General features: G+C 62.4%; 10 protein-coding genes. 9 read left to right on the top strand and 1 reads right to left on the bottom strand.

What is annotated here, in order from left to right; genetic code table 11:
* The 7 genes from GIW04_RS20005 to GIW04_RS19975 all read left to right on the top strand — a co-directional run.
* A partial coding sequence (locus tag GIW04_RS20005; protein WP_236479148.1) for a penicillin acylase family protein occupies positions 1-1,311 on the top strand: 1,311 nt, incomplete at its 5' end.
* Positions 1,312-2,107: 796 nt separating this feature from the next.
* Positions 2,108-3,286 carry a M20 aminoacylase family protein gene (locus GIW04_RS20000; protein WP_003189359.1) on the top strand — a complete coding sequence of 393 codons (1,179 nt, stop codon included), beginning with the start codon at positions 2,108-2,110 and terminating at the stop codon, positions 3,284-3,286.
* 169 nt (positions 3,287-3,455) lie between these two features.
* On the top strand, positions 3,456-4,766 hold the full coding sequence (locus GIW04_RS19995) for a citrate-proton symporter (protein ID WP_120247631.1): 1,311 nt from the start codon (positions 3,456-3,458) through the stop codon (positions 4,764-4,766).
* Positions 4,763-6,205 (top strand): amidase, encoded by a 1,443-nt coding sequence (locus GIW04_RS19990; RefSeq protein ID WP_120247632.1) that lies wholly within the window; start codon positions 4,763-4,765, stop codon positions 6,203-6,205. Before GIW04_RS19995 ends, GIW04_RS19990 begins: the two co-directional genes overlap by 4 nt.
* Before the next feature lie 63 nt (positions 6,206-6,268).
* Positions 6,269-7,027, top strand: a complete 759-nt coding sequence (locus GIW04_RS19985; RefSeq protein WP_034134951.1) for a helix-turn-helix domain-containing protein — start codon at positions 6,269-6,271, stop codon at positions 7,025-7,027.
* 172 nt (positions 7,028-7,199) lie between these two features.
* Positions 7,200-7,778 carry a YceI family protein gene (locus tag GIW04_RS19980; RefSeq protein WP_120247633.1) on the top strand — a complete coding sequence of 193 codons (579 nt, stop codon included), beginning with the start codon at positions 7,200-7,202 and terminating at the stop codon, positions 7,776-7,778.
* A gap of 1 nt (position 7,779) precedes the next feature.
* Positions 7,780-8,937 (top strand): phospholipase D-like domain-containing protein, encoded by a 1,158-nt coding sequence (locus GIW04_RS19975; RefSeq protein WP_057711909.1) that lies wholly within the window; start codon positions 7,780-7,782, stop codon positions 8,935-8,937.
* Between the two features lie 115 nt (positions 8,938-9,052).
* On the opposite strand, the gene bglX is transcribed toward GIW04_RS19975, so the two are convergent.
* Positions 9,053-11,344: a beta-glucosidase BglX gene (gene bglX / locus GIW04_RS19970; RefSeq protein ID WP_034134954.1), complete on the bottom strand. Its 2,292-nt coding sequence runs from the start codon at positions 11,342-11,344 to the stop codon at positions 9,053-9,055.
* A 241-nt stretch (positions 11,345-11,585) separates the two neighbouring features.
* Between bglX and GIW04_RS19965 the strand changes: the two genes are divergently transcribed.
* The gene (locus GIW04_RS19965; RefSeq protein WP_003189372.1) at positions 11,586-12,197 is read left to right on the top strand and encodes a LemA family protein; all 612 of its coding nucleotides are present in this window, start codon (positions 11,586-11,588) and stop codon (positions 12,195-12,197) included.
* A gap of 18 nt (positions 12,198-12,215) precedes the next feature.
* Positions 12,216-12,818, top strand: a 603-nt coding sequence (locus GIW04_RS19960) for a TPM domain-containing protein (protein WP_236270563.1), incomplete at its 3' end; no start/stop codon positions are given.

The following is a 12,818-nucleotide window of genomic DNA, read 5'->3' as shown; positions in this document are numbered from 1 at the left end:
GTGGTGTACGAAACCCGCCACGGCGCCCTGCTCAACAGCAGCCAGGCGCTCACCAGCGGTCTTGGCCTGGCCTTGCAAACCGCCGACTTCAAGGACGACAAGAGCCTGGATGCATTCTTCGACCTGTCCCGCGCACAAAACGCTGGCAAAGCCTCGGATGCCACCCGCGAGATTCGCGCCATAGCCTTGAACATGATCTTCGCCGACGCCAGCAACATCGGCTGGCAAGTCACCGGCCGCTTCCCCAACCGCCGAGAAGGCGAAGGCCTGTTGCCATCGCCGGGCTGGGACACGCGCTTTGACTGGGACGGCTACGCCGACGCGATGCTGCACCCGTACGACCAAGACCCGGCCCAGGGCTGGATCGGCACCGCCAACCAGCGCACCGCACCGCGTGGCTACGGCATGCAACTGTCCAACGCCTGGGATGCACCGGAGCGCAGCGAACGCCTGGCGCAACTGGCCAACGCTGGCAAGCATGACAGCCGCAGCCTGATCGCCATGCAATACGACCAGACCACCCTCTTCGCCGCCAAGCTCAAGAACATGTTCCAGGCGCCGGGTATGGCCCTGCCCCTCAAGCAGGCCATCGATGCATTGCCGGCAGCGGAACGCGCCAAGGCCCGCGAAGCGCTCGACCGCCTGATGGCCTTCGATGGTCGACTGGCGACCACCTCGGCTGACGCGGCGATCTATGAACTGTTCCTGCAAGAAAGCGCCCGGCAAATCTTCCTCGACAAACTCGGCCCGGAAAACAGCGCCAGCTGGAAAGCCTTCGTCAGCAATGTCAGCCTGTCCTACTCGGCCATCGCCGACCACCTGCTGGGCCGTGAAGACAGCCCATTCTGGGATGACACGCGTACCGCGCAAAAAGAAGACAAACCCGCGATCCTGGCTCGCACCCTGGCCGCCGCCATCACTACTGGCGACAGCCAATTGGGCGCCGATCACAAGGCCTGGCAGTGGGGCAAGCTGCACAGCACCACCTGGAAAGATACCCATGGCCAGGCGATCCGCGGCCCCTTCGCCAGCGGTGGCGATCACAACACCCTGAACCCGGCACCGTACACCTGGGGCCAGGATTTCAACGCGACCCAAGTATCGGCGCTGCGCATGATCATCGACTTCGGCCAGGCGGAACCAATGATGGGCCAGAGCGGCATCGGCCAATCCGGCAACCCGGCCAGCCCGAACTATGCCAACGGCATCGACCCGTCGTTGAAGGCGCAATATCTGAGCTTTCCGATGCAGCCGCAGAACTTTGAGAAGGTGTACGGCAAGACAAGGTTGACCCTGACGCCTGGTAAGTAAACCGGGTTTCCACTGACGAAACCGGATAACCCTGTGTGGCTTGCCTGCGATAGCAGCCGAGTAACCACGATGCGAAGCGAGCCGCTCTTGATCTTGCTCTTGATCTGCTTGTGATCTTGATCTCAGGCGCCCCGTTAAACCACGCTGGCCGAACGCAGGCTTGAATTCGTGGGTAACCTGGCAGGACGCCGGGTTAGCCGCCCCGCGCCATGGATGGCGCGTGGCGGCGGCCCACGGATTCAAGCCTGCGTTCGGGCACACCGAGCCTAAGCGAGGGGCCGAGTGGTGGGGCAAGAGCGTTTTGCTTACTTTGCCGCTTTTGCAAAGTGAGCCGCCGTCAGGGCGGAACCCTAAGTGGCCGTTACCGCAGAAATGGATATGTACTCGGTATAACAGTGTCGCCTGTCAGGCCGCTTTCGCGAGCACGCCCGCTCCCACAGTTGGATCGCGGGGTGTCAGGTAGATAGGTGTCGGCTGTCAGGACGTCATCGCAGGCAAGCCAGCTCCCACATTTGGATCGCGGTGCGTCAGCTAGATCTGCGTCATCTGTCACTCCGTCACGGGAGCAAGCTCCCTCGCCACAGGACCAGCGTCGCACCAAAGTTGTGTAGATACCTATGGCCATCGTAGGCAAGCCAGCTCCCATCTATGGATGTGTGTGGGCTCACGGAAAAAAGCTCGGCCCTGATGTTCCACAGAGTGGAACCACCTTTGATTGTCCTCACGCGCACATCGCGCTTAGCTGTCGATGTGTTGCAAACAAGAACGGGACCACCCGCCTGTGAGGAGAATCACCATGCGCCCGCACCAGCACATTCTGGATTGGCTCAGCGACGTTGCCAGCGACTTGCACGCTGTGCGTCACGATATCCACGCCCATCCCGAACTCGGCTTTGAAGAGAATCGCACCTCAGCGCTGGTCGCACAGTCACTCAAGGAGTGGGGCTATGAGGTGCACACCGGCATCGGCAAGACCGGTGTGGTCGGCGTGCTGCGCAATGGCAACAGCTCGCGCACGTTGGGCATTCGCGCCGACATGGACGCCTTGCCCATCATCGAAAACACCGGTGCGGCCTATACCAGCCAGCATGCCGGCTGCATGCACGCCTGCGGGCATGACGGCCACACCACCATGTTGCTCGGCGCCGCGCGTTACTTGGCGGCGACGCGGCAGTTTCACGGCACCTTGAACCTGATTTTCCAACCCGCCGAAGAAGGCCAGGGCGGCGCCGAGGCGATGTTGGCGGACGGTTTGCTGGAGCGTTTCCCCTGTGAGGCGCTGTTCGGCATGCACAATATGCCGGGCTTGCCGGCTGGGCATCTGGGCTTGAGGGTGGGGCCGATGATGGCCTCCCAGGACCTGCTCACCGTGACCCTCGAAGGCGTCGGTGGCCACGGCTCTATGCCGCACCTTACCGTCGATCCACTGGTGGCTGCCGCCAGTATGGTCATGGCCTTGCAAACGGTGGTGGCGCGCAATATCGACACCCAGGAAGCCGCTGTCGTCACGGTCGGCGCCCTTCAAGCAGGGCAAGCCGCCAACGTGATTCCCCAGCAAGCCCTGCTGCGCCTGAGCCTGCGCGCACTTAACCCAAAGGTGCGCGAACAGATGCTGGAACGGGTCAACGCGATCATCCAGACCCAGGCCGCCAGCTTCGGCTGCACCGTGCAGGTCGAACACCGCCCGGCTTACCCGGTGCTGGTCAACCATGCCGAAGAAACCGAATTCGCCCGCCAGGTCGGTGTGGCCTTGCTCGGCGCCGATGCGGTGGACGGCAACACCCGCACGCTGATGGGCAGCGAAGACTTCGCCTGGATGCTGCAACGCTGCCCCGGCAGTTACTTGTTTATCGGCAACGGCGTGTCGCGGCCGATGGTGCACAACCCCGCCTATGACTTCAACGACGACATCCTGCTGACCGGCGCCGCCTATTGGGGCGCGCTGGCCGAGAGCTGGCTCAAGCCGGCCGGCTAACCCAAACCCTTGTAGGAGCGAGCTTGCTCGCGAAAATCGTCAACGCTGACGCAGCGCTTTGAGGTAGCCCGTGTTGCCTGCGCGTTTTTCGCGAGCAAGCTCGCTCCTACAGTAATGCCTTTTTCTGCCGCTGGACCCTTTCCCTGATCGGTTGAATGGAGTGTTCCTCATGCAGACTTTAAAGCCCGGCGTTTCCCGCACCCGCCAAGTGGTGGCCGCGGTGATCGGCAACGCGTTGGAATGGTATGACTTCATCGTTTACGGTTTCCTGGCTAGCATTATCGCCCGTCAGTTCTTCCCCTCGGAGGACGAATACGCCTCGCTGCTGATGGCGCTGGCCACCTTCGGCGTGGGCTTTTTCATGCGCCCGGTGGGCGGCATCCTCTTGGGCATCTATGCCGACCGCAAAGGCCGCAAGGCGGCGATGCAGTTGATTATCCGGCTGATGACCGTGTCTATCGCGCTGATTGCCTTCGCGCCGACCTACGCCGCCATCGGTATGGGCGCGCCGTTGCTGATCGTGGTGGCGCGCATGCTCCAGGGTTTTGCTACCGGCGGTGAGTACGCGAGTGCCACGGCATTTTTGGTAGAGAGCGCACCGGCCCATCGCAAGGGGTTGTATGGCTCCTGGCAATTGGTGGGGCAGTGCCTGGCGGTGTTCGGTGGGGCGGCGATGGTGGCGTTGGTCACGCATTTCTTTTCGCCCGAAACCCTCGACCTGTGGGGCTGGCGCCTGCCGTTTGTGCTGGGCTTGTTGATCGGCCCGGTGGGGTTGTGGATTCGTCGGCACATGGAAGACCCGGAAGAGTTTATCCAGGCGCGTAAAAACGCAACTGGCCCGGCGCCAAGCCTCATGCAAGTGCTGCGCGAGCATCGGCGCAGTATCCTGGTGTCCATGGGCCTGGCCTGCGGCGCGACGGTGTCGTTTTATGTGGTGCTGGTGAACATGCCGACCTTCGCTCACAAGAACCTTGGCCTGCCGCTGGACCAAGTGCTGATGGTGCAGATGTTTGCGGTGGCGTTGATGACCGTGGTGATCCCCTTGTCCGGCCTGCTCTCGGATCGGTTGGGGCGGCGGCCGGTATTGATGGCATTCACCCTGGCCTTCTTCGTGATGGTCTACCCCTTGTATGTGTGGGTGGCCGCCGCGCCGTCCATCGAGCGCCTGCTGGTGATGCAGGTGATGTTGTGCACGGCGATTGGCGGGTTCTTCGGGCCAGCGCCGACGGCATTGGCCGAACAGTTCCCTATCGAGGTGCGCTCGACCGGCGTGTCGGTGGCCTATAACGTGGCGGTGATGGTGTTCGGAGGTTTCGCGCCGTTGATCGTGACCTGGCTGAGCAAGGTGCTGAGCACGCCGGTGGCGCCCTCGTTTTATGTATTGTTCGCCTGCGTGCTGACGCTGCTGGGCACTTACTGCATGCGCGAGGCCCCCCGGGCGAGCAAGCCGTTGCCGTTTTCCAGAGAGGTGAAGCCTTGAGTATTGTTGATTGGGATGCCACTGAGCTGTCGCGGGCCATTCATGGACGGCAGGTGTCGTGCGAAGAGGTGATGCAGGCGTACCTGGCGCAGATCCAGCGCTTTAACCCCGGCGTGAATGCGCTGGTGACATTGCGCGACAGCGAGGCCGTGCTGGCCGAGGCGAGGGCCTGCGATCGGGAGTTGGACCAGGGCCGCTCCCGTGGCTGGATGCATGGCATGCCCCAGGCCATCAAGGACCTGGCGGCCACCCAGGGCTTGCGCACCACCTTGGGCTCACCGTTGTTCGCCGAGCATGTGCCGGGCGAAGACGCCATCAGCGTTGCGCGGGTGCGGGCCAGTGGCGCGATCATCATCGGCAAGACCAACGTGCCGGAGTTCGGCCTGGGCTCCCACACCTACAACACGCTGTTCGGCACCACCGGCAATGCCTATGACCCGCGCCTTGCAGCCGGCGGCAGCAGTGGCGGGGCGGCGGTGGCCCTGGCGCTGCGCATGCTGCCGGTGGCCGACGGCAGTGACATGATGGGCTCGCTGCGCAACCCGGCGGCGTTCAACAACGTGTTCGGCTTGCGCCCCTCCCAAGGGCGGGTGCCCCATGGGCCGATGCCGGAGCTGTTCGTGCAGCAACTGGGCACCGAAGGCCCGATGGGGCGCAGCGTCACGGATGTGGCGCGGTTGCTGAGCATCCAGGCCGGTTACGACCCCCGCGCGCCGCTGTCCTCCCAGGCCGATCCGGCGGTGCTGGGCCAGCCGTTGCAGCGCGACTTCAAGGGCGCACGCCTTGGTTGGCTGGGGGACTACAACGGTTATCTGCCGATGGACGCGGGCGTGATGAGCCTGTGCGAAGCGGCGCTGGATGATTTCGCCAGGTTGGGCTGTGAAGTGCACAGCTGCCAACCGGACTTTTCCATGGCGCGCCTGTGGCGCTGCTGGTTGGTTCATCGCCATTGGCTGGTGCACGGCAACCTCGGCGCGGCCTACGCTAACCCGCAAAAACGCGCACTGCTCAAGCCCGAGGCTCAATGGGAAGTGGAGGGTGGCCAGGGCTTGAGTGCCCAGCAGGTTTACCAGGCGTCGGTGGACCGCAGTGAGTGGTACCGCGCCCTGGCCAAGCTGTTCCAACGTTACGATTTCCTGCTGTTGCCCACTGCCCAGGTGTTCCCTTTCGATGCACAACAGCCGTGGCCACGCCTCGTCGGCGGGCGTGAAATGGACACTTATCACCGCTGGATGGAAGTGGTGATCGGCCCGACCCTCGCCGGTTTGCCGAGCATGAGCATCCCCGTGGGCTTCAACCCCCAGGGCCTGCCCATGGGCCTGCAAATCATTGGCCCGGCCCAGGCCGACAGGGCCGTGTTGCAATTGGCCTACGCCCATGAGCAACTGACCCAATGGGTACAACGCCGGCCACCGGCGTGCCTTGCAACGACCCGCTGAGCGCTGACGGGCCTGTATCTTGCTGTGAAAAAAGATCATCCACCGGCAACAGGGAGATCGAACATGGAGACAGGCACCGTACGCTCGGTTGAGCGCGCTCTGGCAATCGTCGAATTGCTGGGCGAGCACCAGGCCTTGGGGCTGGAAGAGTTGCACTACCTCACGCGCCTGCCCAAGGCCACGGTGTCGCGCATGTTGCTGACCTTGCAGGAGCAGGGCTGGGTCTATCGGGGCCTGAGTGATCGGCGTTACCGCCTGCGTGCCCGACGCTTGTTCGGCGACACCCAGCAACGCTTCAAGCGCCAGGTGGTGGAGAGCGCCGCGCCCTGGTTGCTGGAGCTCAGCGAGCGCACCGGGCTGGTGGTGGACTTGTCGTGCTTTGATGGTGAGCGCCTGGAGGTCATGGAAAGCGCGATCCCCAGCGTGTTGCGCAAGCTGTACCCGAACAACTGCCAGATCGTCGGCCAGTACGCCAGCCTGTTCCACTCGGCGATGGGCAAGGCCTGCCTGACGCAGTTACCGGCTGAAGAAGTACAGCGCCTGGCAGGCCGCAATCATGTGGCGGCAGACGAGCACTATCGCGCCTGCGAGCAAACCCAGCACCAGGGCTTCGGCCAGCGTACCGAAGGTTATTGGGAATACCCGGTGCGTTTGCCGTTCCTGATCCGGGCGGTGGCGCTACCGGTGCGCGCCAATGGTCGCCTGGTGGGGAGCATGGCGTTGCATTGGCCGATGCATCAGGCGCCGGTGGAGCGGGTGTTGAATTTGCATATGGGCAGCCTTGAAGAAACGATCTGCGAAGTGCAGCGAGCGCTGGTTTGATAGTCACCGCCGAATAAATGTGGGAGCGGGCTTGCTCGCGAAGGCGGTGTATCAGCTACACATGTATTGACTGGCACTGCGCTTTCGCGAGCAAGCCCGCTCCCACAATGAATTTGCGCCGTTCATGAGATTGCGCTTATGGTTCGCTCAGGTTTTCCCCCGCGAGTCTTCAATGTCAATCAAACCCTTGGCCTTCGCCCTTTTGGCCGCTGCAGCAGTGCCCGCCCACGCCGACTGGTACCTGGATAACGAATCCTCTCGCCTGTCCTTCGTCACCACTAAAAACACCGAGGTGGCTGAAGTCCAGCGCTTCCTGGTATTGCATGGCAAGGTCGACGCCAAGGGCGCGGCTCAGTTGGAAGTGGAGTTGGAGTCGATCAACAGCGGTATTCCGTTGCGCGACGAGCGCATGCGTAAAGCGCTGTTCGAGATCAAGACCTTCCCCGAAGCGCAGATCAGTGCGCAGATCAATCTGCAACCCATCAATGACCTGGCGTCCGGCGCGCAGCTGGAATTGCGCCTGCCCCTGAGCGTCACGCTGCACGGCAAGACCCAGACCTACAGCGCCGAACTGCTGGCCACGCGCCTGGATGATCGACGCTTCCAAGTGGTAACCCTTGAGCCTGTGGTATTGCATGCCGAGGATTTTGACCTGGCGCCCGGTGTGGCGACCTTGCGCAAGGCGGCGGGGCTCAAGTCGATCAGTTTGTCGGTGCCGGTGGGTGCGGTGCTGATCTTCACGGCGCGCTGACATGAGCGGCGCAGTGTTCCCATGGCGCAGCGCCAATCAGTTCGAATTGCTGATCGACGGGCCGAATTTCTTCCCGCAGATGCTGGTGGGCATCGCCCGGGCCGAGCAGCAGGTTGACCTTGAGTTGTACTTGGTCGAAGCCGGGGCCTGCGCCGAGGCCATGGTGCAGGCACTGGTGCTGGCCGCCGAACGCGGCGTGCAGGTGCGTTGCCTGTTCGATGATTACGGCAGCCTGGCGTTTACCCTGGGGCTACGCAAGCGCTTGACCGATGCCGGTGTGGAGTTGCGCTTTTACAACCGCCTGAATTGGCGGCGCTGGATGCGCAACCTGTATCGCGACCACCGCAAGTTGCTGCTGATTGATCAGCGTGTCGCCGTGGTCGGTGGTACGGGCGTCACCGACGAATTCTGGACGCCGGGCCAAGACACCGCCGACTGGCATGAAGTGATGGTGCAGATCAGCGGCCCGCTGGTGCTGGACTGGCAGGCCCTGTTCGACCGGCAATGGCACGCTAACGCCGCGCGCCGAGAATGGAAACCGGCGACCCACTTTGGTTTGCCTCGCTTGCCCAAGGTGCCCGCCACCGGGCCGGGGCTGGGTCGGGTTGCGTATGCCGATGCGCGTCAGCACCGCGACATTCTGCAATCGTTGATTCGCGCCTTGAACAGCAGCAAATCGCGTATCTGGCTGGCGACACCGTACTTCCTGCCCACCTGGAGCGTGCGCCGTGCCTTGCGCCGGGCGGCTGGGCGCGGTGTGGATGTACGTCTGTTGCTCACCGGCCCGCGCACCGATCACCCGTCGGTGCGTTACGCCGGGCACCGTTATTACCCGCGCCTGCTGCGTTCAGGCGTGCAGATCTTTGAATACCAGCCGTGCTTTTTGCACCTGAAGATGGTGCTGGTGGACGATTGGGTGAGCATTGGCTCGTGCAATTTCGACCACTGGAATTTGCGCTTTAACCTGGAAGCCAATCTTGAAGCGCTGGACCCGGGATTGACGGCGGCGGTGGTGGGCAGTTTCGAAGCGGACTTTGCCCAGAGCCAGGCGGTGAGTCTGGAGGCATGGAAGGCGCGGCCGTTGTGGCGGCGGGTAAAGCAGCGGGTGTGGGGCTGGATTGATCGGTTGGTGGTGAACCTGCTGGATCGGCGCGGCTAGTCGGTTCACCTCAAGTCCAATGTGGGAGCTGGCTTGCCTGCGATGGCGGTGGTGAATATTCCACCGCTATCGCAGGCAAGGCAGCTCCCACCCAGACCGTGTTTACAGCTTCAGATCAGAGCAGTTCGAAGGTTTGTTGCTGCACATCCTGGGAGTCCAACCCGATCTGCACATTGAACTCACCCGGTTCGGCCGCGTACTTGAGCTGGCTGTTGTAGAACTTCAGGTCGTCTTCGGTAATGGTGAAGTGCAGCGTGCGCGCTTCGCCGGCCTTGAGCATGACCTTCTGGAAGCTCTTCAGCTCCTTGATCGGGCGGATCATCGAACCGGCCACGTCCTGGATATACAACTGCACAACCGTTTCGCCATCGACCTTGCCGGTGTTCTTCAACGTGACGCTGGCGTCGAGCTTGCCGGTCTTGTTCAGCGTGGTGGACGACAGCGCCATGTCCGACAGGCTGAACTGGGTATAGCTCAGGCCATAACCAAAGGGAAACAGCGGGCCTGTGGTGTCATCGAAGTACTGCGAAGTGTAGTTGCCCGGCTTGCCTGGGGTGAATGGCCGGCCGATGGTCAGGTGGTTGTAGTAGGTTGGAATCTGCCCAACGGAGCGAGGGAAGGTGATCGGCAGCTTGCCCGATGGGTTGTAATCGCCGAACAGTACATCGGCAATGGCGTTGCCGCCTTCGGTACCGGAAAACCAGGTTTCCAGGATCGCATCGGCCTGTTGGTTTTCTTCCAGAATCGACAGCGGACGGCCGTTCATCAGCACCAGCACCAGCGGCTTGCCGGTGGCTTTGAGGGCCTTGATCAAGTCGCGCTGGCTTTGCGGGATGTTCAGGTCGGTGCGGCTCGATGACTCGTGGGACATGCCACGGGACTCGCCCACCGCCGCGACGATAACGTCGGCGTTGTTCGCCGCCTTCACCGCTTCGTCAATCAGCACTTGGGCAGGGCGCGGGTCGTCCACCACTTCCGGGGCATCGAAGTTGAGGAAGTTGAGGTAGTCGAGCACTGCCTTGTCGCCGGTGATGTTGGCGCCACGGGCATAGATCACTTTGCCTTTTTCGCCGATCACGGCGTTCATGCCGTCGAGCAGGGTCACCGACTGCGCAGGCCGGCCGGCAGCAGCCCAACTGCCCATCATGTCGATGGGGGCCTTGGCCAGCGGGCCGACCAGGGCAATGGTCGCGGATTTTTTCAGCGGCAGGGTGTCGTTGTGATTTTTGAGCAACACCAGGCTGCGGCGCGCAATGTCGCGGGCCTCGGCCCGGTGCAGGCGGCTGTCGGCGTAGGTGTCGGCCGGGTCATCCTCGGCCTTGCCGATGCGCAGGTACGGGTCCTTGAACAGGCCCATGTCGTACTTGGCGCCAAGCACTTCGCGCACGGCGTTGTCGATGTCGCTCTGCTGGATTTCGCCGGACTTGAGCAGCCCCGGCAATTCCTTGCCGTACAGCGAGTCGTTCATGCTCATGTCGATGCCGGCCTTGATCGCCAGCTTGGCGGCTTCACGCCCGTCCTTGGCCACGCCGTGCTTGATCAGCTCGAAGATCGCGCCATGGTCGCTGACGGTCAGGCCCTTGAAGCCCCAGTCCTTGCGCAGCAGGTCGTTCATCAGCCAGGTGTTGGCCGTGGCAGGCACGCCATTGATCGAGTTGAGCGCCACCATCACGCCGCCGGAGCCAGCCTTGATCGCTGCGTGGTAGGGCGGCAGGTAGTCCTGGTACATCTTGACCGGGCTCATGTCGACCACGTTGTAGTCGCGCCCGCCTTCCACCGCGCCATAGAGGGCGAAGTGCTTGACGCTGGCCATGAGGCTGTCGGCATTCGCGGGGCTGGTGCCCTGGAACGCCTTGACCATCACTTCGGCAATGCGTGACACCAGGTAGGTGTCTTCACCGAAACCTTCGGAGGTACGGCCCCAGCGTGGGTCGCGGGAGATGTCGACCATCGGCGCAAAGGTGATGTCGAGGCTGTCGGCAGCGGCTTCCTGGGCGGCGATGCGCCCGGAGCGGCCGATGGCGTCCATGTCCCAGCTGGAGGCCAGGGCCAGGCTGATCGGGAAAATGGTGCGGTGGCCGTGGATCACGTCGTAGGCGAAGAACATCGGGATCTTCAAGCGGCTGCGCATGGCCGCGTCCTGCATCGGACGGTTTTCCGGGCGGGTGATGGAGTTGAACGTGCCACCGATGCGGCCGGCGGCGATTTCCTTGCGGATCAGCTCGCGGGGCATTTCCGGGCCGATGCTGATCAGGCGCAATTGGCCGATCTTCTCATCCAGGGTCATTTGCTTGAGCAGGTCGCTGACAAAGGCGTCCTTGTCGTTAAGCGCAGCAGGCTTTGTTTCTGCCCAGACGGGGTGGGTGGCCAGCGTTGCAACAAGGCCGAGCAAACACAGCTTTTTCATGAATATCCTTTTTCGGCTACTGCGCAGCATTCAAAGCGATGCTGTCGGCCAAAATGTGGGGAACGTCTATTGTTGTTCGGGTGTTGTTCAGATAAATGCAGCACACTCTGAACTCTTTTTCGCGCTGGGCATCTTTGTAGCTGATTGGCTCGAAGCATTCCAGTGGTGGCGGATTATGCCCCAAGCGCGTGGTTTATAGGGTTAGTCGTCACATTCCATCAGATCGGGCAGGAGAAACACCATGCAAGCAGCACAACATTACCGCTGGGGCTTCAAGGCTGCGGCGCTGTTACTGATCAGCAGCGTGCTGAGCGGTTGCGGCATCAACAACATCCCCACGCTGGACGAACAGGCCAAGGCCGCCTGGGGCCAGGTGCAGAACCAGTACCAGCGCCGTGCCGACCTGATCCCCAACCTGGTGGAAACGGTGAAGGCGTATGCCGCCCACGAACAGGAAACCCTCACCGCGGTGATTGAAGCGCGGGCCAAGGCCACCTCGATCCAGGTGGATGCCAGCACCCTGGACAACCCCGAGAAACTCAAGCAGTTCCAGCAAGCCCAGGATGGCCTGAGCGGCGCACTCAGCCGTTTGATGGTGGTGTCCGAGCGTTACCCGGACCTGAAGGCCAACCAGAACTTCCTGGCCTTGCAATCCCAGCTTGAAGGTACGGAGAACCGTATCGCCGTGGCCCGTCGGGATTTCATCCAGACCGTGCAAGCGTACAACACCGAGATCCGCACTTTCCCAGGCCGTCTGTGGCACAGCGTGATGTACAGCGACTTGCCGATCCGCGCCACGTTTGAAGCCACCAGCGCCGATGCCGATAAAGCGCCGCAAGTGAAGTTCAAATAAGGCTGCACTGAGGTGTCGATGCGTTTATTACGGATAGGCCTGGCGCTGTGGCTGTTGGCCTGCTTGGGCGTTGCCCAGGCGGCGCTGACCTTCCCGGCGCTGACCGGGCGGGTGGTAGACAGCGCGCAGATGATCGACCCAGCGGTGCGCGAGCAACTGACCCAGCAATTGCAGGCGCTGGAGCAAACCTCGGGCGACCAGTTGGTGGTGGTCACCGTGCCTGACCTGCAAGGCGTGCCCATTGAGGACTACGGTTATCAGTTGGGCCGCCAGTGGGGCATTGGCCAGAAGGGCAAGGACAACGGCGCGCTGTTGATCGTCTCCCGTGATGACCGCCAGTTGCGCATCGAAGTCGGCTATGGCCTGGAAGGCGTGCTGACCGATGCGCAATCCTGGGTGATCATCAACCAGGTGATCCTGCCCAAGTTCAAGGCCGGCAATTTCAGTCAGGGCATCAGCGATGGCGTGGCTGCGATGATTCAGGTGGTGGGCGGGGAGCCGTTGGCGGTGCCGGCCCATGTGGCGGATGCGAACTTCGCCATGGATAATCCCGGCTTTTCCATCGGCCTGTTTATTCTGCTGATCGGCGTGTTGTGGTTGTGCAATCGCATGGGCTTGCCG

Source organism: Pseudomonas sp. PA-4-8C, from assembly GCF_021606625.1.
Classification (GTDB): Bacteria; Pseudomonadota; Gammaproteobacteria; order Pseudomonadales; family Pseudomonadaceae; genus Aquipseudomonas; species Aquipseudomonas lactis.
The sequence above is the reverse complement of the archived record's forward strand: the minus strand, read 5'-3'. Positions and strand labels throughout refer to the sequence as shown.